Source organism: Rhodoferax saidenbachensis (assembly GCF_031457975.1).
GTDB lineage: Bacteria > Pseudomonadota > Gammaproteobacteria > Burkholderiales > Burkholderiaceae_C > Allorhodoferax > Allorhodoferax saidenbachensis_A.
In genome coordinates this window covers 40,914-64,819 of record NZ_JAVDXO010000001.1, presented here as the reverse complement: position 1 = coordinate 64,819, position 23,906 = coordinate 40,914, and the positions used below count along the sequence as shown (strand labels likewise).

The following is a 23,906-nucleotide window of genomic DNA, read 5'->3' as shown; positions in this document are numbered from 1 at the left end:
TCTCCAAAAATTCTTGTTACAGGCAGGGTACGCAGGCCTTCAGACCAAAAAAAAGGGCATCGCGCGCGATGCCCTTTTTCACACGGACATCAGAGCGCCGCAATCAGTTCGGGCACCGCCACAAACAGATCGGCTTCCAGGCCAAAGTCGGCCACGCTGAAGATCGGTGCTTCGGGGTCCTTGTTGATCGCCACGATGACCTTGCTGTCCTTCATGCCGGCCAAATGCTGGATGGCACCGCTGATACCGCAGGCCACATACAGCTGGGGCGCCACGATCTTGCCGGTCTGGCCCACTTGCCAGTCGTTGGGGGCGTAGCCCGCGTCCACCGCGGCGCGCGAGGCACCCAGGGCGGCACCCAGCTTGTCGGCCAGGGGCGTCATGACTTCCATGAATTTTTCGCTGGAGCCCAAAGCGCGTCCACCGGAGACGATGATCTTGGCAGCAGTCAGCTCGGGGCGGTCGTTCTTGGCGATTTCGGAGCCCACAAAAGTCACGTTCGCGTTGGTCGCAGCAGCAGCCACGGTCTCGACAGCGGCGGAACCACCGGTGGCAGCAGCGGGGTCAAAACCAGTCGTACGCACGGTCAACACCTTCACGGTGTCGGTCGCTTGCACGGTGGCGATGGCGTTGCCCGCGTAGATGGGGCGCTCAAACGTGTCGGCGCTGATGACCTTGGTGATGTCAGACACCTGGCCCACGTCCAGCTTGGCGGCCACGCGGGGGGCGATGTTCTTGCCCGATGCGGTGGCGGGGAACACGATGTGGCTGTAGGCGGAGGCAATGGCCAGCACCTGAGCGGTCACGTTTTCGGCCAAGCCGTGCTCAAAGGACGCGCTGTCCGCATGGATGACCTTGGACACACCGGCGATTTGCGCAGCAGCGGCAGCGGCGACACCGGCATTGTGGCCAGCCACCAGCACATGCACATCACCACCGGCCTGGGCGGCAGCGGTCACGGTGTTCAGGGTGGCACCCTTGATGGATGCGTTGTCGTGTTCGGCAATTACGAGTGCGGTCATGGTCAGATTACCTTTGCAACGTTTTTCAGTTTGTCCACCAGCGTGGCGACATCGGGCACCTTGATACCAGCGCTGCGCTTGGCCGGTTCGGCCACCGACAGGGTCTTGATGCGGGGGGTCACGTCCACACCTAGGTCTTCAGGCTTGAAGACGTCGAGCTGCTTCTTCTTGGCCTTCATGATGTTGGGCAAGGTCACGTAGCGTGGCTCGTTCAGGCGCAGGTCGGTGGTAATGATGGCGGGCAGGGTCACTGCCAGAGTTTCCAGGCCGCCGTCCACTTCACGCGTCACGTTGGCTTTGCCGTCGGCCACTTCCACCTTCGAGGCAAAAGTCGCTTGGGGCAGATCGGCCAAGGCCGCCAGCATCTGGCCGGTCTGATTGCAATCGTCATCAATGGCTTGCTTGCCCAAGATCACCAGGCCGGGTTGCTCTTTGTCGATCAGGGCCTTGAGCAGCTTGGCCACGGCCAAGGGCTGCAGCTCTTCCGTGGTTTCCACCAGGATGCCGCGGTCAGCACCGATGGCCATGGCGGTGCGCAGGGTTTCCTGGCACTGGGTCACACCGCAGGACACAGCGATCACCTCGGTGACCACGCCCTTTTCCTTCAAACGCACGGCTTCTTCCACCGCGATCTCGTCAAAGGGGTTCATGCTCATCTTGACGTTGGCGATGTCTACACCCGTGCCGTCCGACTTCACTCGAACTTTGACGTTGTAGTCGACCACGCGTTTGACGGGTACCAGGACTTTCATTGCTGCCACTCCAGATGGTTAAAAATTGTTCTGTTTAGTTGACGTGCACGTCAATCAGTCGATTCTATGCGGGACGGCCTGATGGCCTTGACTATCGTCCGCGCCCCGCTATCATAACCACAAAATAGAACGATCGTGCTTTTTTATGATTATAGCGGCGCCCGGCGCGCCTTCTGGCGCTTTGGCGACTTAACTTAGAGGCAGCTCATCAAAACTCACGGCACCGTGCGCGTGTGCACCACGCGCTGCGGGTAGGGAATATCGATGCCGTGCGTGCGCAAGGCACGCAGGATGACCAGGTTGATGTCGGAACGCAGATTGCCCTGGCCATTTTCCAGATCATTGATCCAATAGCCCACGGTGAACTCCAACCCGTCCGCCCCAAAATTGGCCAGACTTATGGATGGTGCGGGGTCACGCAGCACGCGGGGCTGGCTCAGCGCGGCCTCCAGCAGCAGGGCCATGACCTGCTCCACATCACTCTCGTAGCCCACGGCCACATTGATGACCTGGTGCACGCGGCTGTCGGCCAACGACATGTTTTCCACGCGCTGGGTGATCAGCATCTCGTTGGGCACGATGGACTCGCGCCCGGTTTGCGAACGGATCACGGTGTAGCGGGCATTGATCTCGGTGATGGTGCCCTCGAAGTTGTCCACGCGCACCACATCGCCAATGCGCATGCTGCGCTCAGCCAGAATGACAAAGCCGCTCACATAGTTGGCTGCCAGCTTCTGCAGGCCAAAACCGATACCCACACCCACCGCGCCGCCCAATACCGACAGCGCCGTCAGGTCAATGCCCACGGCCGACAAGGCCAGCATCAGACCGACAAACATCAACAGCGCACGCGCGGCATTGCTCACCGCCTTGCGCAGTGACAACTCCCCACCCGTGGCCGAGCGCAGCAGACGCGACTCAATCCCGGCGGAGATCCATAGCGTAATGATCAGCACGGCACCGGCGGTGATCAGACCTTCAATGATGTTGCGCACCGACAGCGTGGTGCCACCCACCTTCCAGGTGATCTGGTCCAGCTCATTGAGGATGACCGGCAGTAGGCCACTGACCCACAGCACCATGGCCAACCAGGCGACCCAGGAAATGGTTTGCTCCAGCGGCTTGACCCAGCGCGATTCGGTAAAGCTGGCCTGCAGCACCTTCACACCCACGCGGATCACCACCAGCGACATCAGCACCGGAATGGCAATGCGGAACACTGCCACGGGCACAAAATTGCTCAACAGCTCCAGCGACACATAGCCCAGACACAACAGCACCAGCGGGAACAGCACGCCGTCGATCACCCGCTTGCCAAACCAGACAGAACGCTCCTCTTGCTGCCCCAGCGTGCGACGCAGGCCCGCGACCAAGGCCCAGGCCAGCCCCACACTCAGCGCCAGCACCAGCAACTCCACCAGCACCGTGGGCTGGGTGAAGGCGGTCAGCCAGCCCTCAAAGTCGTCAATGGGCCGGGGGGTGGGAAGGTGTTTCAATAAAGTCATTACAAATCCGCCAGCACGCGCACATGGGCTTCCACGCTGCGAGCCAGAGCGTCCAGGTTGTAGCCACCCTCCAGGCAGGAGACGATGCGTCCCTGCGCATGGCGCTCGGCCACGGCCTTGAGCTGTTGGGTGATCCAGGTGTAGTCTTTTTCGACCAGGCCCATCTGGCCCAAGTCGTCGTCGCGGTGCGCGTCAAAGCCTGCGCTGATAAAGATCATTTCGGGCTGGTACGCCTCCAGCCGCGGCAGCCAGTGCTGCTCAATCAGCGCGCGCACCTGTTCGCCCTTGGTATAGGCCGGCACCGGCACGTTCACCAGGTTGCTGGCATGGGAGCGCGAACCGCCCTCGGGGTAAAACGGGTGCTGAAAAAAACTCACCATCAAAATGCGCTGGTCGCCGGCCACGATGTTCTCGGTGCCGTTGCCGTGGTGCACATCGAAGTCGACGATGGCCACGCGTTTGAGGCCATGGCGCTCCAGCGCATAGCGTGCAGCCACTGCCACGTTGTTGAAAAAACAAAAGCCCATGGCCTTGTCTTTGCAGGCGTGGTGGCCCGGCGGGCGAACGGCGCAAAACGCATTGGCCATTTCACCGGCCAGCACCGCATCGGTCGCGGCCAGCGCAGCACCGGCGGCACGCAGCGCAGCGTCCCAGGTGTGGACATTGATACTGGTATCGGGGTCGATTTGCGCATGGCTGGGGCCACCGGCCGTCATGTCCTCACGTAGCCCATCGGTCAGGCCGCGCAATGAGGCGACATACATGCGGCCATGGGCCAATTCGAGGTCAGTGATGGGGGCCTGTGGCGCCTCGCGCTGGTCCAGGGCATCGGCCACGCCGGTGATGAGCAAACGGTCTTCAATCGCATCCAGGCGCTCTGGGCATTCCGGGTGCCCGTGGCCCATGTCGTGCTTGCGGCAATCGCGGTGCGAAAAGTATCCGGTCTTGTTCACCAATGCGCTCGGTATTCAGGAATTTCGGGTAACGTCGTGCCATGGATGCACAACACAAGCTTAAATCATTGCTCGCCCAGCTTAACACGGTGATTGTGGGCAAACCGACCCAGCTGCAGGACTGCGTGGCATGCCTGCTGGCCGGGGGCCACCTGCTGATTGACGACGTGCCGGGCGTGGGCAAAACCACGCTGGCACACGCGCTGGCACGCAGCTTTGGCCTGCAGTTTTCACGCGTGCAATTCACCTCGGACCTGATGCCCAGCGACCTGTCGGGTGTGTCGATTTACGAGCGCGGCAAAGAGGCCTTTGTGTTCCACCCCGGCCCCATTTTTGCGCAGGTACTCTTGGCTGACGAGATCAACCGCGCCAGCCCCAAGACCCAGAGCGCGCTGCTGGAAGCCATGGAAGAAAAACAGGTCACCGTGGAAGGCGAAACCCGCCCCCTGCCCCACCCGTTTTTTGTCATCGCCACACAGAACCCGCTGGACCAACTGGGCACCTATGCCCTGCCTGAATCGCAGTTGGACCGCTTCCTCATGCGCATCTCGCTGGGTTACCCGGACCGCGCCTCCGAGCGCGCGCTGCTGGCCGGTGAAGACCGCCGCGCCATGGTGGACGCATTACCCAGCCTCCTGGGCGAAGGCGAGCTGCTGCAGCTGCAGGCCGCGGTGCTGGCTGTGCATGCGGCAGGCCCGCTGCTGGACTATGTACAAGACCTGATCGCCGCCACGCGCTCGGGCCAGTGGTTTTTACAGGGCCTGTCACCACGCGCAGGCATTGCCGTGGTGCGCGCAGCCAAGGCGCAGGCGCTGCTGAGCGGGCGTGATTATGTGGCGCCGGACGACGTGCAAGCCGTGCTGCCGCAAACCATTGCGCACCGCCTCATCCCCGTGGGGGACGCAGGGCGCGGCGCCGTAGAACAGGTACGCGCCATGCTGCAGGCAGTGCCGCTGCCGTGAGCGTGCTGGCGCAGCTCAACCCGCTGGCCGCAGTGCGCCGCCGTTTCCAGGCCTGGTGGCAGTCGCGCCTGCCGCTCAAGGACAGCACGACGCTGACCCAGCGCAATGTCTACATCCTGCCCACCCGCCCTGGCCTGATGCTGGGCCTCACATTGCTGGTACTGCTGGTGGCCAGCATCAACTACCAACTCAACCTGGGCTACGTGCTGACCTTTTTGCTAACCGGTGCTGCGGTCATCGGCATGCACGTGTGCCATGGCACGCTGCGTGGCATCACTATGCATTTGGTAGCACCCGACGCCCAGTTTGCGGGGGCTAGCGTGCATATTTCCATCCATATTCAGAGCGAACGCAAGGGCGTGCGCTACGGCATTGGCCTGGCCGTGTTGGGCACCGACCACTGGAGTTGGACCGATGTGCCCTCGCAAGGCAGCACCAAGGTGCAGGTGGCCTTCCAGCCCGAGCGGCGCGGCCTGCACCGCGTGCCCGCATTGACGGCCGAGACGCGCTTTCCGCTGGGCACCTTTCGCGTGTGGACCGTCTGGCGGCCCGCCGCCCAGGTGCTGGTCTACCCCGCGCCTGAAGCGCACCCACCTCCATTGCCACCCGGCGAACCGCGTGCTGGCGGCGCGGCCACCGTGCGCCCGCAAGCCACCGGGGAGTTTGACGGCGTGCGCGCCTACCGCCGCGGTGACCCGCTCAAGCTGGTGGTCTGGAAGAAAGCGGCCAAGGCCGACGAACTGGTGAGCCGCGATGCCCAACAGTCCCAGCGCTTTGAGCTCTGGCTGGACCTGGCCCATGCGGCCCAGGGGTTCGGCAACTCCCGTGAGCATGCCCTCTCGCGCCTGTGTGCCTGGGTGCTGCTGGCCGAAAAACAGGGCCTGCGCTACGGCCTGCGCCTGCCCGGCACCGAGCTGCTGCCCGACAGCGGCCCGGCCCACCAGAAGAACTGCCTGCAAGCGCTGGCGCTGGCCTGAGTCGCCCCTATGTTCAAGCGCCTGTACCACCTCCCCCGCGAAGCGCGTGACACGCTGTTTCTGCTGCTGGTCATCGCCTGGACCATTGGGCCGCAAACCGCGCAATTGCCCCTGTGGTGCAGCGGCATGGCGGCGGCCGTGCTGCTGTGGCGCGGCTGGCTGGCGGTGCAGGGCCAGCCCCTGCCCTCGCGCTGGTGGCTCATGGCCCTGCTGGTGCTGGCCACGACGGGCACGGCCTTCACCTACAAAACCATCCTGGGGCGTGATGCGGGGGTGACCTTCATCGTGGTGCTGCTGGCGCTCAAGACGCTGGAGATGCGCGCGCGGCGCGACGCATTTGTGATCTTCTTCCTGGGCTTCTTCACGCTGCTCTCCAACTTCTTTTTCTCGCAGAGCCTGCTCACGGCCGCCTCCATGCTGGTGGCGCTGCTGGGACTGCTGACGGCGCTGGTCAATGCCCACATGCCGGTGGGCCGCCCGCCGCTGCTGCAGGCGGCCAAAACGGCGGGCTGGATGGCCCTGTTGGGCGCGCCCATCATGGCCGTACTGTTCATGCTGTTTCCACGCATAGCGCCCCTGTGGGGCTTGCCCGGCGACGCCATGAGCGGACGCAGCGGCCTCTCCGCCAGCATGCAGGTGGGCACGATTGCCAGCCTGGCGCTGGACGATAGCATTGCCATGCGCATCCGCTTTGACGGGCCACCGCCCGCACAGCCCGACCTGTATTTCCGCGGCCCCGTGCTCTCCAGCTTTGACGGGCGCGAGTGGCGCCCGCTGCGCTCCAACTTTCCACCCCACTACCAGTTGCAGCCCGAGCTGCAGGTACAAGGCGAGCCCGTGAAATACCAGGTCACCCTGGCCGCCAACAATCGCCCCTGGCTGCTGGTGCTGGACGCGACTCCCACCAAGCCCGAGATCGTGGGCTACACGCCCAGCATGTCACCCGATCTGCAGTGGCTGTCCGACCAGCCGATTGCCGACCTGGTGCGCTACCGCGCCACCAGCTATCCGCAATTCCGCCATGGCCCCAGCAAGCTGGCCGTGGGGCTGCAGGACTATGTGGACCTGCCCCCGGGCTTTAACCCGCGCACACTGCAACTGGCCGCCGAGATGCGCCGCTCCCCCGAGCTGGCGCGCGCCGACACACCAGCCCTGGTGAATGCGGTGATGGAGCGCCTGCGCACCGGTGGCTACCAGTACACGCTGGAGCCCGGTGTGTTTGGCACCCACACGGCGGACGAATTCTGGTTTGACCGCAAAGCCGGTTTCTGCGAACACATTGCGTCGAGCTTTGTGCTGCTGATGCGCGCCTTGGACGTGCCCGCGCGCGTGGTCACCGGCTACCAAGGTGGCCAACTCAACAACGTGGACGGCATGTGGACCGTGCGACAGAGCGATGCCCACGCCTGGGCCGAGGTCTGGATGGCGACCCAGGGCTGGGTGCGCGTGGACCCCACCTCGACCGTGGCCCCCGCACGTACTGGCGCGTTCCAGCGGCTGCAAGCACCACAAAGCGTGTTTGCCCAGGCACTCAACACCATGAGCCCGGGTTTTGCCATCAACCTGCGCGCCATGTGGGAGGCGGCCAACAACCGCTGGAACCAGTGGGTGCTGAACTACAGCCAGGCCAAGCAGTTGGACCTGTTGCGCAACCTGGGTTTTGAGACCCCGAGCTGGGAAGACCTGAGCTATGTGCTCATCGCCCTGATCGTGCTGGCCAGCCTGGTGGGCGCGGCCTGGACACTGTGGGAGCGCTACCACCAAGACCCCTGGCTGCGCCTGCTGCATGGTGCGCAGCAGCGCCTGCAGCGCGCGGGCCTGGCCAGCTCGGCCCAGACACCACCCCGCCAACTGGCCACACTGCTGCAACAGCAGTGGCCAGGCGATCCCGCCCAGGCCCGACAACTCAGCGACTGGCTGCTGCGCCTAGAAGCCTGGCGCTATGCGCCCAACCCAACGGCAGCCACGCTGGGTACACTGCGGCGAGAATTCCGGCAACTGCCCTGGCCTGCGCGCCAGCCCTGACCATTGGACCCTGTGATCTTTTCCCTCCGCCTCATTGCTACGTTTTTAATAGCTGCTTGCGCAGTGTCTGCGGGGGCTAGCACCCCAAAACACCACAAACTCACCGCCAAACACGCCCACCGGGCCAAAGTGGCAACACCACCGCCAGCCGCCGCCAACGCAGGCCCGCTGTACGCCACGCGCCCCGAGGTCATGCTGATCGCCGACGACATCGCGCAGCGCCGCAACCTGGACCGCGACTGGGTTCGCAACGCCGTGGGCCAGTCGCGCATGGTGGCCTCCGTGGTGCGCGCCATCACGCCGCCCGCTGTGGGCACGCCCAAGAACTGGGCGCTGTACCGCAGCCGCTTTGTCGAACCCATCCGCATCCGGGCCGGCGTGAAGTTCTGGCAGGACAACCGCGAGACGCTGGAACGTGCGGAACGCGAAACCGGGGTGCCGGCCAGCATCATCGTCGGCATCATCGGCGTAGAGACCATCTACGGCCAGCAGACCGGCACCTACCGGGTGATAGACGCGCTGACCACCCTGGCGTTTGATTTCCCCGGCGCCCACCCGCGCAAGGCCGAGCGTGCTGCTTTCTTCCTGTCCGAGCTCGAAGCCTTTCTGAGCCTGACTGCGCGCACCCAGACCGACCCGCTGGCCTTGCGTGGCAGCTACGCGGGTGCCATGGGCCTGCCGCAGTTCATGCCGTCCAGCTGGGCCAAGTACGCCATCGACTTTGACGGCGACAGCCGCGTGGACCTGTTCCACAGCGCGCCTGACGTCATTGGTTCGGTGGCCAACTACTTTGTCGCCTACAAATGGCAGCGCGACCTGCCCACCCACTACCCCGTGCAGCTAGACCCGGCCCGCCTGGACCGCGTCACGCTGCTGGCACCTGACATCGTGCCCAGCTTCACGCCCCAGGCTATGGCCGACAAGGGCGTGCTGCTGGACGCCACCGCCCTGGCCCACCCCGGCAAGCTGGCGCTGGTAGAACTGCAGAACGGGGCCGATGCGCCGCTATACATTGCTGGCACTGACAACTTCTACGCCATCACGCGCTACAACTGGAGCAGCTACTACGCGCTGGCCGTGATTGAGCTGGGCAACGCTGTAGCGGCCGCAGTGGGCGGTGCCCCGGCCGTGCCAAAATAACCCATGGCCACCGCCCCCACCACTGCCCTGGACAACACGGACGAACACTCCACCACCGCGCTGTACCGCGCGGCCATTGGGGACGTCAACAGCGCCTACTACCTGCCCCTGTTCACGCGCTTTGAAGCGGCCGACCGTGCGGGTCTGAGCTGGAATTGGTCGGCCGCGCTGTACACGCTCAACTGGCTGGCCTTCCGCCAGCTCTGGCATGCGGCGCTGCTGTACTCGGGCTGCGTCGTTGCGCTGGCACTGTCGGTGTTTGGCATTGGTCGCCTGGTATTCCAGTTTTCTGAAGGCATGCAGTGGGGCCTGCTGGCCACGCTGCTCGTCATCGCGGTGGCCGTGCCCGGCCTGGGTGGCAACGCGCTGCTGCACAACGCCACGCGCAAACGCATGCAGGCCGCCCTGGCCGCCAGCGCCACCGTGCCCGAGGCCTGCACCCTGCTGGCGCGCCAAGCCAGCACACGCCGGCGCCTGATCGTGCTGGCCGTGCTGAACCTGCTCATCGCAGGGACAGCGGCCTATTCGTGGACCCACTTCAGCGGCTTTGAGCCCCTGCCCGGCTACGCCGACAAGGCTACGGACAAACTGGCCGACGCCCGCAACCTCGCCGTGGGCCGCGCGACCGATGCTACGGCACCGGCCGCATCAGCACCGGCATCCTCGGTAGCCCCACCGGCCGCACTGCCAGCATCAGCCCCTGCTTCTGCCGCAGTGGCAACGCCTGCAATCGCTGCTTCCGCGCCCAAGCCAGTGGCTTCCGCCCCGGTTGCCGCGCCGATGCCAACGCCTGCCCCCACCAAAGCTGTCGCAACCAAACCCGCAGAAGTGAAACCTGCAGAGGTGAAGCCCGCCGCAGCGCCCAAACCCGCAGCGTCACGCCCCGTGCGCGCCAAGGCCAAGCCCGCAGCCCCCCCACCCGCGGCCACCGAGGCCCTGACGCCCAGCCCCCGCGCCGCGCCCTCCGGCCGCTTTATCGTCAACGTGGGCATCTTTGCCGACGAGAACAATGCGCGCAATGCGTTCACGCGCCTCATGGATGCCGACCTGCCCGCCAACTCCAAGGCGTTTCGGGCACTGCGCGGGCCGCGCACCCGCGTGTGGGTAGGCCCGTTTGAAACCCAAACCGAAGCCGACATCGCGGCCGAGAAAATCCGCACATTTGGTCTGGACGCGCTGGTCGCGCCCGAGTAAATCGGGACCACGTACCGGGGCAGGCTAGAAGCCAGCAGGCCCTTCAAACTGGGGCTGCAGCGCATCCTGCCACTGCTCCATCTCCGCTTCGCTCACGCGCAGGTGGGCCAGGCACGCAGCACCATGCTGCTCCCACTCCTTGTGCGCCTGCACCCCCTCGTGCAATACCACCAGCCGCTCGGCCAACAGCGACATGGCCACCAGCGCGCGCACTTCGTCCGGAAAACGCGCATCGTCCAGCACACTGAAGTCGTGGTGCAGCCGCACAGCAATCGCCACAATGGGCGGCAACCGCCAGGTCTTGGCCACGATGGCGCCCACCACCGCATGGTCCGTGCGGTGGGCCGCATTCTCCACGTCGGTGAAGGTGTGCTCCATGTGGTCGGTGGCCTCGGTCAGCGTGGCGTCGTAGCCTGGCAGGCTCTGCAGCAATATGGGCAGGCCGACGTGGCAAAACAGACCGCAGGTGTGGGCCACATCAGCGTTCATGCCGTACATTTGGCCCGCGATATAGCCCATGGCATAGGCGCGGCGCGTGGAGTTTTCCCAGAAGTGCTCCAGCTGCGGCGATGACACGCGAATGGCGTCACGCAACAAAAACCCGGTGAGGATGGACACGGTGTGCGCAATGCCCAACAGGGCCACCGCATCGGCCACCGTGGTGGCCGCGCGAGAACGCGCATAGACCGCACTGTTGGCCACCTTGATCAGGGCGGCGGCCATGGCCACATCGCGCGAGGCAATGGCCACGATGGTGGCAGGCTCCGGGTCGGGCCGGCTGAACTCGGCGCGCAGGTCGATCAGCAGCGCCGGGCAGGGCTGGATGACGATGTCGCGCAGCGGGCCGTCGGTTTTGGCAGCGTCAATCTCCCGGTCCACATCGGCAACTCGCATGCGTGCTCCTTGTTGCACGCATTATGCGGAGAAGATCAGGTCACGGGAACCAAAAATTCGCGGCTGATGTGGGCACCCAGGTCGTTGACGCGGTCCAAAAACTGGGTCAGGTAGGCGTGCAGGCCCGTGGCCAGGATTTCGTCGATGCGGCCAAACTGCAGCTCCGCACGCAGCTTGCCGGCACGGCGCAGGGTTTCGCTATTCGGGTCGCTGGCCACCAGGCTCAGGTTGTTCACCACTTCGTTCAGGCAGGCGTGCAGCGAGCGCGGCATGTCAGGCTTGAGGATCAACAGCTCGGCCACACGCTCGGGCTTGATGACGTCGCGGTAGACCTTGCGGTACACCTCGAAGCCCGAGACACTGCGCAAAATCGCGCTCCAGTGGTAGAAGTCGTACTCTTGGTCCTTCTCGCTGGCGGCGCCGAAAAAGTCGCTCTGCACGGCGTGAAATTTCACATCCACCAGACGCGCCGTGTTGTCGGCCCGCTCCAGAAACGTACCCATGCGCATAAAGAACAGGGCCTCGTCCATCAGCATGGTGCCGACGGTCACACCGCGCGACAGGTGCGAGCGGAACTTCACCCATTCAAAAAACTGGGCCGGGTCTTTCTCAAACTCACCGGTCTTGATCATGCGCTTGACTTCGAGCCAGGTGGTGTTTTGTGTTTCCCACACCTCGGTGGTCAGCGTGCCACGCACGGCGCGGGCGTTTTCACGCGCCGCGCTCAGGCAAGACATGATGGAAGACGGGTTGTCCTCGTCCTTGACCATGAAGTCCATCACCTCGCGTGCCTGGATCTCGCCATGGCGTTCTTGGTAGCTGTAGAGCAGTTCGCTGATGGACAGCAGGCCCTGCCAGCCCAGCTGCGCCACGGCTTGTGATTGGGGCAGCAGCGATGTCTGGTAGTTCACGTCCAGCATGCGCGCCGTGTTTTCGGCCCGCTCGGTGTAGCGGGACATCCAGAACAGGTGATCAGCGGTTCTTGACAACATAAGGTGGTTCCTCCGCAATTCGCTTATTGTTTTTGGGTTTGTGCAGCGGTGGCCACAGCAGGCGGCACATCGTCTTCCAGAATCCAGGTGTCCTTGGTGCCCCCGCCTTGCGAGGAATTGACCACCAGTGAACCATCTTTCAACGCAACACGTGTGAGGCCGCCGGCCACCATCTCCACCGTCTTGCCGCTCAGCACATAGGGCCGCAGGTCGATGTGGCGCGGCGCAATGCCGCTCTCCACAAACGTGGGGCAGCTGGACAGGCTGAGCGTGGGCTGCGCAATGTAGCCGCTGGGGTTGGCCAGCAGCGCCTTGCGGAAGTCCTCAATTTCGGCTTTGGTGGCTGCGGGCCCCACCAGCATGCCGTAGCCGCCGGCGCCGTGCACCTCTTTCACTACCAAGTCTTTCAGGTTGGCCAGTGTGTAGGCCAGATCATCCTTGTTGCGGCACATGTAGGTGGGCACATTGTTCAGGATGGGTTTCTCGCCCAGGTAGAACTCGATCATCTTCGGCACATAGGGGTAGATGGACTTGTCGTCTGCAATGCCGGTGCCCACGGCGTTGCAAATGGTCACATTGCCCGCCTTGTAGGCATTGAGCAGACCCGCACAACCCAGCGTGGACGTAGGGCGGAACACGGTGGGGTCCAAAAAGTCATCGTCCACTCGGCGGTAGATCACATCAACCCGGCGCGGGCCGCGTGTGGTGCGCATGTAGACAAAGTTGTCTTTGACGAACAGGTCTTGCCCTTCAACCAGCTCAATCCCCATTTGCTGCGCGAGGAAGGCGTGTTCGAAATAGGCGCTGTTATACATGCCGGGCGTGAGCACCACCACCGTGGGCTCGGCCGTAGTGGCCGGGCTGCTGGCGCGCAAGGTTTCCAGCAGCAGATCGGGGTAGTGGGCGATGGGGGCGACGCGGTGCGCGCTGAACAGATCGGGGAACAGCCGCATCATCATCTTGCGGTCTTCCAGCATGTAGCTCACGCCGCTAGGCACACGCAGGTTGTCTTCGAGCACGTAGTACTCGCCCTTGCCGTTGGCATCCGGTGCCCGCACGATGTCGATGCCACTGATTTGCGAGTAGATGCCGTTGGGCACATCCACACCGACCATCTCGGGGCGGTACTGGGCGTTGCCCTCGATCTGCTCGCGCGGCACGATGCCGGCCTTCAGAATTTCCTGGTCGTGGTAGATGTCGTGGATGAAGCGGTTGAGCGCCGTGACGCGCTGCGTCAGGCCCTTCTCCATGCTGGACCACTCGTGCGCGGGGATGATGCGGGGGATCAGGTCAAACGGGATCAGGCGTTCAGTGCCCGAGCCGTCCTCGTCTTTCTCGCCGTAGACGGCGAAAGTGATGCCTACACGGCGGAAGATCATTTCTGCTTCTTCGCGGCGCTTGGCCATCATGTCGCTGGGCTGGCGGGCCAGCCATTCGTCGTAAATTTTGTAGTGGTCTCGTATCTGCTTGCCCTGAGTGAAAAACTCGTAGGGAAGCTGGGTGTACATCTCGTCGAATTTCCGCATAAAAGACCTCTCTGAACATGCAGTATGCAAGCTTTGGGCCACTCCCCACCCATCTCGCTCCTGCACCACTATGGCACATGATGATGCCAGTAATGGCGATCTTCTTCCCGAGAGCACGCCACATTTTGGGGCTGCTCCGAGCGCCAAGTCATTGCACCACAGCGGGGCGAACTCACCAAATTGATGCGCGCCTCGGCATACCGCTCCACCACCGGCGTGGCCGGGTGGCCAAAGCGGTTGCGGTAGCCGGCCTGCACCAGCGCCCATTGGGGCGCTACGGCCGCCAAAAATTCGGGTGTGCTCGACGTCTTGCTGCCATGGTGCGGCACCAGCAGCACGTCGGCATGCAAGCGGTCGGTGCCCTGCCAGGTTTGCACCAGGCGCGCCTCTTGCGCCGCCTCAATATCGCCCACCAGCAGCGCAGTGCGCTGGCCCGTGCCGATGCGCACCACGCAGGACAGCGCATTGGGCTTAGGCAGCGGGTTGGCTGCGTAATCGGCTGGCTGCGGGTGCAGCACCTCGAATTGCACACCGTCCCATTCCCAGATTTGGCCGACCTCGCAGCGCTGCGCCCTGCGCAGCTGCTGCAGCGGGTGTTCCGATTCGATGGAACTCAACAAAGCGGCTTGCGGCTGCATGGCCAGCACGGCGGCCGCGCCGCCCACATGGTCGATGTCGCGGTGGCTCAGCACCACGGTGTCCAGCGTTACATCCAGCGCCTTGAGTAGCGGCACCAGCACGCGGTGGCCCGCGTCGCTCTCCAGGCTGTAACGCGGCCCGGCGTCAAACAGCAACGCGTGGCGGGCGGTGCGCACCAGCACGGCATTGCCCTGGCCGATGTCCGCCACCAGCAGCTCGAACTGCCCCGCTGCTGGCAAGGCCGGGCGCCACAGCAGCGTGAGCAAGACCAAGGGCACGCCCAGCGCCCGCACATGCCAGGGCGCAGGCAACACCAGCAGCAGCCCGCCCACCACGGCACCCAGCCCCAAGCCCAGCGGCGGCAAGGGCAACACCAAGGCCGCACCCGGCAACACCGCCAACCAAGCCAGCCACTGCCACAGCAGTGCGACAGCCCAGGAGGCTACATCCCACACGCCAGGCAGCAGCGCCCCCAGCAACGCCAGCGGCGTGACCACCAGCGTCACCCAGGGAATCGCCAGCAAATTGGCCACCAGCCCCACCACCGACAGTTGGCCGAACAACAGCAGCGTGAGCGGCGCCAGCGCCAGCGTGATGACCCACTGTTCCCGGAACATGGCCCCCACGCTTCTCGCTGCGCGTAGTGCGCTGCCCCCCAAGGGGGCGAATCTTCCTTGGGGCAGCCCGGCGGAAGATTGGCCGTGCTTTGAGCCTCCAGCCCCCGTATCTTCTGCGCGAGCAGCTCCTGAATCTGTAGCAAACAGCACACCCACCGCGACAAAGCTAAGCCAGAACCCGGGCTGCAACAGCGCCCACGGGTCCAGCGCCACCACGGCGGCGCAGGCCAGCATCCACACCAGGGGCCAGGGCCAGCGCGCACCCGAGAGGCGCAGCAAGGCCACCGTGGCCAGCATCAGGCAGGTGCGCTGCGCGGGCACGCCCCAGCCGGCAAACACCGCGTACGCACAGGCCAGCAACACACCACCCAGCAGTGCGGCAGATGGCGCGGGCAGCGCCAGACACAGGCGTCGTGAGCGCCGCCACAGCCAACCGGTGAGCCAGGCCGCACCCCAGGCGAACATCGTGATGTGGAGCCCGGAGATCGAGACCAGGTGACTGACGCCAGTGGCGCGGAACACATCCCAGTCGCTGCGGTCCACCGCCGCCTGATCCCCCACCACCAGCGCGGCCATGAGTCCGGCGGCACGCTTGTCGGGCACGGACGCCAGAATGCGGTCGCGCAGCGCCTGCCGCGCCAGCGCCACGGGCGCGCGCCAGGTCTGGCCCAGGCGTTGGGGCGGCACATCTTTGTCACCAGCGCGCACATAGGCCGTGGCCTGCACGCCCTGCTCCCACAGCCACAGTTCAAAGTCAAACCCATGGGGGTTGATGCCACCGTGCGGCGCCTTGGGGCGCAGCGTCAGCTGCCAGCGTTCGCCCGCTTGCACCTCGGCGGGCACGCGCTGCAGCCCGATCTGTTCGCCCGCCAGCGCATAGCCACCGGCGTACCAGCCCACGTCCATGCGCGCGGGCACCTCCACGGCCTGCCCGTCCAGCAGCGCCTGCTCCACCGCCACGCGAAAGCGCAGGCCGGCTTCGGAGCGCTGAGGCATGTCGGTCACCACGCCAGTGATGCGCAGGTCACGCCCCTCCAAGGTGGGGGCTAAGCTTTGGCTGGCAAACACCACGGCGCGCAGGCCGGTGGAGCCAACCCCCAGCGCCATGCCAGCCAGCACCACCACGGCCGTGGTAACCGCCATCGCTATTCTTTTAGGAGCTGCCAGCGCATAGGCGACGGGGGCTAGCAGCCCAAAACCTATATAAACCCAGGCGGGCCAGAGTACAGGCTGCTGCAACTGCACCGCCGTGCCCAACACCACACCCAGCAGCGCTGCAAACACCGTGCGAGGCCAGGCGCTGGTAAGGGTGGCAGCAGAGAACATGGCCCCATGCTAACCCGGCCCTTACCTGATTTTGGGGCCCACCCAGAGGCCTCCGGGGGCATGGCGCAGGACTTGCTTTGGAGAGCCTGTCAACATCGATTGTTAGTATGGTGCCGGTGCAGCGCTCGCTGCACAGGCTTCCCAGTGAGATTACCGAGAGACCGGCCCATGTCCATTCACGCAGCGCTGAACCACGTCACCCACTACACCTACGACCGCTTGGTCAATCTCGGTCCCCAGGTCATCCGCCTGCGCCCCGCCCCCCACTGCCGCAGCAAGGTGGTGTCTTACTCCCTCAAGGTCGAACCGGCCACCCACTTCATCAACTGGCAGCAAGACCCGTTTGCCAACTACCAGGGCCGCTTGGTGTTCCCCGAGAAGACCAAAGAGTTCAAGGTCACCGTGGACCTGGTGGTGGAAATGGCGGTCTACAACCCGTTTGACTTCTTCCTCGAGCCCGAGGCGGAAGAATTCCCCTTCAAGTACACCCCCGAGCTCAAGCAGGAGCTGCTTCCCTACCTGGCTGCGGACCCGGTCACGCCGCTGGTACAGGCCTACCTGGACAAGATCGACCGCACCAAGCGTCGCAGCGTGATCTTCCTGGTCGACCTCAACACCATGGTGCACAAGTCGGTCGACTACACCATCCGCATGGAACCAGGCGTGCAAACGCCCGAGGAAACGCTGGCGCTGGGCTCCGGCTCCTGCCGCGATTCGGCCTGGCTGCTGGTGCAACTGCTGCGCAACTGCGGGCTGGCCGCACGCTTTGTGTCGGGCTACCTGATACAGCTTGCCCCCGATGTGAAATCGCTCGATGGCCCCAGCGGCACCGAGGTCGACTTCACCGACCTGCACGCCTGGTGCGAGGTGTACCTGCCCGGCGCGGGTTGGATCGGCCTGGACGCCACCAGCGGCCTGCTGGCCGGTGAGGGCCACATTCCCCTGGCCTGCACACCGCAGCCCAGCGGCGCGGCCCCCATCGAAGGTGGCGTGGACGAAAGCGAGGTGGAATTCAGCCACCACATGCAGGTCACCCGCATTTACGAATCTCCCCGTGTCACCAAGCCTTACACGCCCGAGCAATGGGCCTCGGTGATGAAGCTGGGCGACAAGGTGGACGCCGAACTGGTGGCGGGCGATGTACGCCTGACCATGGGCGGCGAACCTACCTTTGTGGCAGTGAACGACCGCGACGCCGCCGAGTGGAACACCGACGCCCTGGGCCCCACCAAGCGTGGCTTCGCCACTGAGCTGGTGCACAAGCTGCGCGACGAATACGGCAAGGGCGGCTTTCTGCACTTTGGCCAGGGCAAGTGGTACCCCGGCGAACAGCTGCCGCGCTGGGCACTCAACATCTACTGGCGCGCCGACAAACAGCGCGTGTGGAACAACCCTGCCCTGTTCACCGACGAACGCAAGCCCACCCACTACACCGCCGAAGACGCGGGCTACTTCATCCGCACCCTGGCCGGCAAGCTGGGCCTGACCGACAAGTACGTGCAGGCCGGCTATGAAGACACCTGGTACTACCTGTGGCGCGAACGCCGCCTGCCGGTGAACGTGGACCCCTTCAACGCCAAGCTGGACGACGAGATGGAACGTGCCCGCCTGCGCCGCGTGTTCGAGCAAAAACTCGACTCCGCCGTGGGCTATGTGCTGCCGCTGAAGGTGGCAGATTCCGCGGGCCTGAACCCATCTTTGGCTGGCCCCATGTGGACCACCGGTCCCTGGTTCTTCCGCGACGAGCGCATGTACCTCATGCCCGGCGACTCGCCCATGGGCCTGCGCCTGCCGCTGGACTCGCTGCCCTGGGTCAGCCAGGGCGACTACCCCTACATGGTGGAGCGCGATCCGACCGTGGAGCGCGGTGCGCTACCTCAGCACTCCGCATTCGCTGCGCGCTATGCGCCCGCCGTCAAGGTATCAGTCCCCGCCAGCGGCGCGGGCAGCGTATCGCCCACCGGCCTACCTTACCTGGCCGGCAACTTGGCCACGCCCGAGGCCAGCCGCAAGCTGCAAACCCCAGGCAGCGCAGGCGCCACCGGTGACAGCAGCATTGCGACCAACGCCCAAACCGCCCTGCAGCCCGAACCCGCCCGCTACGCTCAGGTGCCCAACCGCTTTGAGTCGGCCCACTGGATCACGCGCACCGCACTCTGCGTGGAAGTGCGCGACCCGCGCCGCGCCAGCGGCCCCAAGGCCGAGGCCGTGGGCGAAAAATCCGGCGTGTTGTACATCTTCATGCCGCCGCTGGAGCGCCTGGAAGACTACCTGGACCTGCTGGCCGCCATCGAAGCCACCGCCACCGAGCTGGGCATGCAGATCGTGCTGGAAGGCTACCCGCCGCCGCGCGACCCGCGCCTCAAGCTGCTGCAGGTCACACCCGACCCCGGCGTCATCGAGGTCAACATCCACCCCGTCACCAACTGGAAAGAGCTGGTTTACAACACCGAGTTTTTGTACAACGCGGCGTTTGAATCGCGCCTGTCGGCCGAGAAGTTCATGACCGATGGCCGCCACACCGGTACGGGTGGCGGCAACCACTTTGTGATGGGCGGCGCCACTCCGGCGGACAGCCCGTTCTTGCGCAAGCCGGAACTGCTGGCCAGCCTGCTGCTGTACTGGCACAACCACCCGAGCCTGAGCTACCTGTTCAGCGGCATGTTTGTCGGCCCCACCAGCCAGGCCCCGCGTGTGGACGAGGCGCGCAACGACCAGTTGTATGAGCTGGAAATCGCCATCGAGCAGATCTACAAAAACCGCGAGCTGTACGGCCAGACCATGCCGCCCTGGTTGGTAGACCGCACGCTGCGCAACATCTTGATCGACGTGACCGGCAACACCCACCGCAGCGAGTTCTCCATCGACAAGATGTACTCGCCCGACTCGGCCACCGGCCGCCTGGGCCTGCTGGAGCTGCGCGCGTTCGAAATGCCGCCCCACCCGCACATGAGCAGCGTGCAGCAGCTGCTGCTGCGTGCGCTGGTGGCCCGTTTCTGGAAGACGCCCTACAAGGCGCCGGTAACCCGCTGGGGCACCGAGCTGCACGACCGCTACATGCTGCCCACCTTCATCAAGATGGACTTTGACGACGTGATGGCCGACATGAACATGGCGGGCTATGCATTTGATAGCAGCTGGTTTGCACCGCACTACGAGTTCCGCTTCCCGCTCATCGGCGCGGTCAAGTCGGCCGGTGTGGAACTGACGCTGCGCAACGCGCTGGAACCCTGGCATGTGATGGGCGAAGAAAGCTCGGCCGGCGGCACCGCACGCTATGTGGATTCGAGCCTGGAGCGCATCGAGGTGAGTGTGACCGGCCTCAACGAAAGCCGCTATGTAGTCACCTGCAACGGCCAGGCGCTGCCCATGCAGAGCACCGGCACGGTGGGCGAGTTTGTTGCCGCGGTGCGCTACAAGGCCTGGAACCCACCCAGCAGCCTGCACCCCACCATCGGCATGCACGCCCCGCTGACCTTTGACATTGTGGACACCTGGATGAAGCGCTCCCTGGGCGGCTGCCAGTACTTTGTCACCCACCCCGGTGGGCTTAACTACGAAACCTTCCCGGTCAACGGCTACGAAGCCGAAAGCCGCCGCCTATCCCGCTTCGCCGCCATGGGCCACACGCCCGGCAAGCTGGTGGTGCCACCGGCCATGATCAATGTGGCAGGCAGCAAGGAGTTTCCATTCACGCGGGATTTGCGTAGGGACTGAGTGTTTTTTAAGGAAAAGGGAGCTCCAGCCCACGTGGAATGTGCGCTGGTAGCTATTGAATTAATAGCAACATTGCAGAAACGTTGAATCCCACGGGCTCCGCAGTCACGACAGCAAGAGCGATGTCTTGGAAGGCTTTGAGGTCGGACCAGTTCCTGTGCTGCCGTACTTGGTGCACACCATACCGGCCAGTCGTTGCGCAGCGTCACCCATGCTGTGATTCGATCGATGTACAAGCCCGATGTCACGGTAAAACGTGCGCTCTCCGAGATCGATCGCACGCACCGTGGCAGGCCATCGCTTGAAGCTTTCGGTTTGAGGCAATAGCGCAACGCCAACCCCTTTCGCCACCAGTTGGACAATGGCCTCCAACTCATCGAGTTCACAGACCTCTCGCACCTGCAGGTGCGAAGCGCGCAGGAACCGGTCCACTTGACGGCCGCCGAACGACTCTCGGTCGTACCGAACGAAAGGCTGACTCGTCAGCAACTCGGACCAATCACTTCCAATCACGTTTCGCGGTACAAGTAGTCGGTACGGTTCGCGCACCAATGTTGTCCAGCGCAAGTCGCTTTGCAACGAGAACGGAGGCCGAATCACCACGCCCAAGTCGATTTTCCCGGCGTCAACCATGTTCAACAAATGCATCGACAGCCCGGGAACGATGCGAACACGGCAGTCCTTGACTTGCTTGTAGAAGCCCGCCAAAACGTCCGGCAGCCATGAACGCTGTACCGACGCGATCGCACCCACATTGACGACGGACGACGCGGGCGCCCCCAACGTGCGCGAGCCAAGATGGTTGTATTGCAGGATCAGCTCCTGCGCTTGTTCGACGACCTGGTGGCCGCGCGGATTCAGCCGTGCGGCGCGGGCGCTGCGGTCGAAAACGGCAAAGCCGAGTTCGGCTTCCAGGCGCTGCATCTGGGCGCTGACGGCGGCCTGGGTCAGGCCGATCTTGTCGCCTGCTGCGGCAAAGGTGCCTTCACGTGCCACTGCAATGAGGGTTTTGAGTTCGCGAATCATAAAAACAATATTGATGCTCAGCATCAATATACATTGATTTTAATTTTGAATGAGGGCGCCTAGGATTGCCACATCCCTTCACCATTTATCCATTTCGCTATGCAAGCTCCGGCAACAAACCCCGCTCCGATGTCTCCTTTCCACTTGGCCTTCCCCGTTCACGATCTGGCGCTGGCACGCCAGTTCTATGGGCAGACACTTGGCTGCCCCGAGGGCCGCAGCTCGGAAGATTGGATTGACTTCAACTTCTACGGGCACCAGATCGTCGCGCATCTGGCACCCAGCGAAACCGGCCTGGCCCAACGCAACGCGGTTGATGGCCATGGTGTGCCCTGCCGCCACTTCGGCATCGTGCTGCCGATGCAGGATTGGGAAGCGATGGCCGAGCGGCTGAGGGCTGATGGCATCGAATTCATCATCGAACCCTACGTCCGATTCAAAGGTGAGCCAGGTGAGCAGGCCACCATGTTCTTCCTGGACCCCTCTGGCAACGCAGTTGAGATCAAGGCGTTTGGCGACATCACCAAGCTCTTCGCCAAATGATCAGGACCACTCTGATGCTTGCCAAAATCACACTCGCATTGGTGGCCGCTGGCTGCGCTTTCACCGTCCACGCCGATACGCTCCAGCAAATCAAGTCGAACGGGGCTGTCACCATGGGTGTGCGCGAAGCATCCGGGGCGCTCTCCTATTCGTTGGGCGACAAGTACGTGGGCTTCCATGTCGAGCTGTGCCAGCGCGCCCTGGCCGACATCCAGAAGCAGCTCGGCCTCCCCCGGCTTGAGATCAAATACCAGACGGTCACCTCCAGCAACAGGATTCCGCTGCTGCAGAACGGCACCATAGATATCGAATGCGGTTCGACCACCAACAACGCCGTGCGCCAACAGCAAGTTGCATTTGCGGTGACCACCTATGTCGAAGAAATCCGGATGGCAGTGAAAACGAATTCCGGCATCCAGTCCATTGCGCAGCTGAGTGGCCGCAAGGTAGCGACTACGTCGGGCACCACCAGCGTGCAACTGCTGCGAAAGCATGAGCGGGCGCACGGTGTTGACTTTCAAGAAATCTTTGGCAAGGACCACACCGATAGCATGTTGATCCTGTCTTCGGGTCGTGCTGATGCGTTCGTGATGGATGCGCAAGTCCTCGCGGGCAATATCGCCCAAAGCCGCAATCCCTCCGACTACCGAATTGTTGGCGAGGTACTTGGCGTCGAACCCATTGCCATCATGCTGCGCAAAGACGATGCGGCTTTCAAAAAGGCCGTCGATGGCAGCTTGCGCGCCATGATGAAGAGCGGCGAAATGGCCCAGCTTTATGACAAGTGGTTCACCAAGCCCATTCCGCCAACTGGGACAAGCCTCAGCCTGCCGGCATCGCAGGCCACGCTGGCAGCCTGGGCCAACCCTAACGATCGCCCGGCCGAAGAGTACGGTGCACGTTAGTCCAAGCGCAGAAATTTAGAAGAGACCCGACACATGAACACGTTGTTTGAACCTTTGGCGTTGCCTGGAGTGACGTTGCGCAACCGTCTGGCCCCATGTGCCAGTACACAGCCAGCAATGGCTTCGTGAACGAGTACCACATCGTTCACTACGGACGCTTTGCGTTGGGCGGCTTCGGTGTCTTCGACTATCCAAATGAGCGACGCCTAATCTGCGTTCCGATGCCGCATCTGGAACCCACTGATTCCCCCAACTCAACCAGGAAAGAAACCATGAACAAACCTACTTACGTCCAAGAATACAAAGCCATTACCGAGGTGCTGAACAAATACAACGATGGCTGCAAGCAGGCCCAAAGCAGCATCATGAAGCCGGCCTTCAACGAACAGGCGACCATCTTTGGCGTCGGTGCCGACGGCAAGCTCACAGGTGGCGCGATCCAGAATCTGTTCGATGGCATCGACAGCGGCTTTCGCCCGTCACCCGAAGCGCAAAACGCGATCGTCAAAATCGACATCGTTGGAACCGCCGCCAGCGCCCGCATCGACACCAACGATGTCTCCGGTTTCTGCTTCACCGACTTCTTCCATCTGTTGAAGGTCGATGGCCATTGGACCGTGGTCAGCAAGATCTACCACACGCACGTCGCCCCATAAAAAAACGAACGGCTCGCAATGGCGGCTCACCAGCGCTGACCGACGGACAGCAGCCCACCATGGTGTCTTTTCCACCCACCGGGTCATGGACCACACCTGGCACCGTTTCGTTGATGCAGTCACTGGCCAAGGAGGCCAATACATTGACCTTCGGCATCGCCAGCGGCTAGGCGCCGTCTGGACATCCCCAACACCGCACCGACGAGGGTGTGCAGGCGCAACTGTCGGACTGCAATGGTGACCAAAACCAGACAATGGTTCGTACCAACAGCGGATTTTCAACAAGTAGACGCGACTTGATGAATCCGCTCGCGACGACATGCAAGAATTAGGTGGATACAAGCAACAGTGACATTTCTTTCTCTATCACCAGTGGTACCGCATTTTTGAATGCGGTACCTGGGATGAACCCCATCACGAAAATTTCATGATTGACATGTCTTGCAGAGGCCTCAATACTGCTGGGAACCGAGCAAAGAGCAGCAACTACTGTGTCTCCACGTTAGCTCGCGTAATGTCGTGAAAGCCTTGCAGG

19 protein-coding genes are annotated in these 23,906 nt (G+C 63.5%); 10 read left to right on the top strand and 9 right to left on the bottom strand.

Going from position 1 to position 23,906, the window contains the following annotated elements; translation table 11 throughout:
• Nucleotides 1-89: 89 nt before the first annotated feature.
• From J2X15_RS00320 to J2X15_RS00305, 4 genes are all read right to left on the bottom strand, one after another.
• Entirely contained in the window at nt 90-1,022 is a 933-nt protein-coding gene (locus J2X15_RS00320) for an electron transfer flavoprotein subunit alpha/FixB family protein (RefSeq protein ID WP_310338260.1), read from the bottom strand.
• A 2-nt stretch (nt 1,023-1,024) separates the two neighbouring features.
• Entirely contained in the window at nt 1,025-1,774 is a 750-nt protein-coding gene (locus tag J2X15_RS00315) for an electron transfer flavoprotein subunit beta/FixA family protein (RefSeq protein WP_310338258.1), read from the bottom strand.
• A gap of 215 nt (nt 1,775-1,989) precedes the next feature.
• Nucleotides 1,990-3,279 (bottom strand): mechanosensitive ion channel family protein, encoded by a 1,290-nt coding sequence (locus tag J2X15_RS00310; RefSeq protein WP_310338255.1) that lies wholly within the window; start codon nt 3,277-3,279, stop codon nt 1,990-1,992.
• Nucleotides 3,279-4,232, bottom strand: coding sequence for a histone deacetylase family protein (locus J2X15_RS00305; protein WP_310338253.1), 954 nt, complete (start codon nt 4,230-4,232; stop codon nt 3,279-3,281). The genes J2X15_RS00310 and J2X15_RS00305 overlap by 1 nt, the downstream gene beginning before the upstream one ends.
• 41 nt (nt 4,233-4,273) lie before the next feature.
• On the opposite strand from J2X15_RS00305, the gene J2X15_RS00300 reads away from it, so the two are divergent.
• From J2X15_RS00300 to J2X15_RS00280, 5 genes are read left to right on the top strand one after another with little or no spacing between them, the layout of a single operon-like run.
• Nucleotides 4,274-5,194, top strand: coding sequence for an AAA family ATPase (locus J2X15_RS00300; protein ID WP_310338250.1), 921 nt, complete (start codon nt 4,274-4,276; stop codon nt 5,192-5,194).
• On the top strand, nt 5,191-6,171 hold the full coding sequence (locus J2X15_RS00295; RefSeq protein ID WP_310338247.1) for a DUF58 domain-containing protein: 981 nt from the start codon (nt 5,191-5,193) through the stop codon (nt 6,169-6,171). The genes J2X15_RS00300 and J2X15_RS00295 overlap by 4 nt, the downstream gene beginning before the upstream one ends.
• A gap of 9 nt (nt 6,172-6,180) precedes the next feature.
• Nucleotides 6,181-8,196: a transglutaminase TgpA family protein gene (locus J2X15_RS00290; protein WP_310338244.1), complete on the top strand. Its 2,016-nt coding sequence runs from the start codon at nt 6,181-6,183 to the stop codon at nt 8,194-8,196.
• 15 nt (nt 8,197-8,211) lie between these two features.
• Complete coding sequence (mltB, locus tag J2X15_RS00285) at nt 8,212-9,336, top strand: lytic murein transglycosylase B (protein ID WP_310339671.1); 1,125 nt, start codon at nt 8,212-8,214, stop codon at nt 9,334-9,336.
• Nucleotides 9,337-9,339: 3 nt separating this feature from the next.
• Nucleotides 9,340-10,530 (top strand): SPOR domain-containing protein, encoded by a 1,191-nt coding sequence (locus tag J2X15_RS00280; RefSeq protein ID WP_310338242.1) that lies wholly within the window; start codon nt 9,340-9,342, stop codon nt 10,528-10,530.
• A 24-nt stretch (nt 10,531-10,554) separates the two neighbouring features.
• On the opposite strand, the gene J2X15_RS00275 is transcribed toward J2X15_RS00280, so the two are convergent.
• From J2X15_RS00275 to J2X15_RS00260, 4 genes are all read right to left on the bottom strand, one after another.
• Nucleotides 10,555-11,424: an HDOD domain-containing protein gene (locus J2X15_RS00275; RefSeq protein WP_310338240.1), complete on the bottom strand. Its 870-nt coding sequence runs from the start codon at nt 11,422-11,424 to the stop codon at nt 10,555-10,557.
• 35 nt (nt 11,425-11,459) lie between these two features.
• Nucleotides 11,460-12,416 carry an alpha-E domain-containing protein gene (locus J2X15_RS00270; RefSeq protein ID WP_310338237.1) on the bottom strand — a complete coding sequence of 319 codons (957 nt, stop codon included), beginning with the start codon at nt 12,414-12,416 and terminating at the stop codon, nt 11,460-11,462.
• A gap of 23 nt (nt 12,417-12,439) precedes the next feature.
• Nucleotides 12,440-13,942 (bottom strand): circularly permuted type 2 ATP-grasp protein, encoded by a 1,503-nt coding sequence (locus J2X15_RS00265; RefSeq protein ID WP_310338234.1) that lies wholly within the window; start codon nt 13,940-13,942, stop codon nt 12,440-12,442.
• Between the two features lie 68 nt (nt 13,943-14,010).
• Nucleotides 14,011-16,524, bottom strand: coding sequence for a ComEC/Rec2 family competence protein (locus J2X15_RS00260; RefSeq protein ID WP_310338231.1), 2,514 nt, complete (start codon nt 16,522-16,524; stop codon nt 14,011-14,013).
• Between the two features lie 168 nt (nt 16,525-16,692).
• Here J2X15_RS00260 and J2X15_RS00255 point away from each other — a divergent pair, with 168 nt between their 5' ends.
• Nucleotides 16,693-20,241 (top strand): transglutaminase family protein, encoded by a 3,549-nt coding sequence (locus J2X15_RS00255; RefSeq protein ID WP_310338228.1) that lies wholly within the window; start codon nt 16,693-16,695, stop codon nt 20,239-20,241.
• A gap of 105 nt (nt 20,242-20,346) precedes the next feature.
• On the opposite strand, the gene J2X15_RS00250 is transcribed toward J2X15_RS00255, so the two are convergent.
• Nucleotides 20,347-21,267, bottom strand: a complete 921-nt coding sequence (locus tag J2X15_RS00250; protein WP_310339669.1) for a LysR family transcriptional regulator — start codon at nt 21,265-21,267, stop codon at nt 20,347-20,349.
• Between the two features lie 99 nt (nt 21,268-21,366).
• Here J2X15_RS00250 and J2X15_RS00245 point away from each other — a divergent pair, with 99 nt between their 5' ends.
• The 4 genes from J2X15_RS00245 to J2X15_RS21210 all read left to right on the top strand — a co-directional run bounded on the left by J2X15_RS00245 (nt 21,367) and on the right by J2X15_RS21210 (nt 23,541).
• Nucleotides 21,367-21,810, top strand: coding sequence for a VOC family protein (locus J2X15_RS00245; RefSeq protein ID WP_310338226.1), 444 nt, complete (start codon nt 21,367-21,369; stop codon nt 21,808-21,810).
• Between the two features lie 14 nt (nt 21,811-21,824).
• Nucleotides 21,825-22,715 carry an amino acid ABC transporter substrate-binding protein gene (locus J2X15_RS00240; protein WP_310338224.1) on the top strand — a complete coding sequence of 297 codons (891 nt, stop codon included), beginning with the start codon at nt 21,825-21,827 and terminating at the stop codon, nt 22,713-22,715.
• A 272-nt stretch (nt 22,716-22,987) separates the two neighbouring features.
• Nucleotides 22,988-23,371 (top strand): nuclear transport factor 2 family protein, encoded by a 384-nt coding sequence (locus tag J2X15_RS00235; RefSeq protein ID WP_310338221.1) that lies wholly within the window; start codon nt 22,988-22,990, stop codon nt 23,369-23,371.
• Nucleotides 23,326-23,541, top strand: a complete 216-nt coding sequence (locus J2X15_RS21210; RefSeq protein WP_409034228.1) for a carbohydrate-binding protein — start codon at nt 23,326-23,328, stop codon at nt 23,539-23,541. Before J2X15_RS00235 ends, J2X15_RS21210 begins: the two co-directional genes overlap by 46 nt.
• Nucleotides 23,542-23,906: the final 365 nt, after the last annotated feature.

Coding starts and splice junctions, on each gene's coding strand:
- J2X15_RS00265 (WP_310338234.1), bottom strand. CDS start 13,942: ATGCGGAAATTCGACGAGATGTACACCCAGCTTCCCTACGAGTTTTTC.
- J2X15_RS00290 (WP_310338244.1), top strand. CDS start 6,181: ATGTTCAAGCGCCTGTACCACCTCCCCCGCGAAGCGCGTGACACGCTG.
- J2X15_RS00245 (WP_310338226.1), top strand. CDS start 21,367: ATGCAAGCTCCGGCAACAAACCCCGCTCCGATGTCTCCTTTCCACTTG.
- J2X15_RS00320 (WP_310338260.1), bottom strand. CDS start 1,022: ATGACCGCACTCGTAATTGCCGAACACGACAACGCATCCATCAAGGGT.
- J2X15_RS00270 (WP_310338237.1), bottom strand. CDS start 12,416: ATGTTGTCAAGAACCGCTGATCACCTGTTCTGGATGTCCCGCTACACC.
- J2X15_RS00280 (WP_310338242.1), top strand. CDS start 9,340: ATGGCCACCGCCCCCACCACTGCCCTGGACAACACGGACGAACACTCC.
- J2X15_RS00310 (WP_310338255.1), bottom strand. CDS start 3,279: ATGACTTTATTGAAACACCTTCCCACCCCCCGGCCCATTGACGACTTT.
- J2X15_RS00300 (WP_310338250.1), top strand. CDS start 4,274: ATGGATGCACAACACAAGCTTAAATCATTGCTCGCCCAGCTTAACACG.
- J2X15_RS00260 (WP_310338231.1), bottom strand. CDS start 16,524: ATGTTCTCTGCTGCCACCCTTACCAGCGCCTGGCCTCGCACGGTGTTT.
- J2X15_RS00240 (WP_310338224.1), top strand. CDS start 21,825: ATGCTTGCCAAAATCACACTCGCATTGGTGGCCGCTGGCTGCGCTTTC.
- J2X15_RS00275 (WP_310338240.1), bottom strand. CDS start 11,424: ATGCGAGTTGCCGATGTGGACCGGGAGATTGACGCTGCCAAAACCGAC.
- J2X15_RS00250 (WP_310339669.1), bottom strand. CDS start 21,267: ATGATTCGCGAACTCAAAACCCTCATTGCAGTGGCACGTGAAGGCACC.
- J2X15_RS00315 (WP_310338258.1), bottom strand. CDS start 1,774: ATGAAAGTCCTGGTACCCGTCAAACGCGTGGTCGACTACAACGTCAAA.
- J2X15_RS00255 (WP_310338228.1), top strand. CDS start 16,693: ATGTCCATTCACGCAGCGCTGAACCACGTCACCCACTACACCTACGAC.
- J2X15_RS00235 (WP_310338221.1), top strand. CDS start 22,988: ATGAACAAACCTACTTACGTCCAAGAATACAAAGCCATTACCGAGGTG.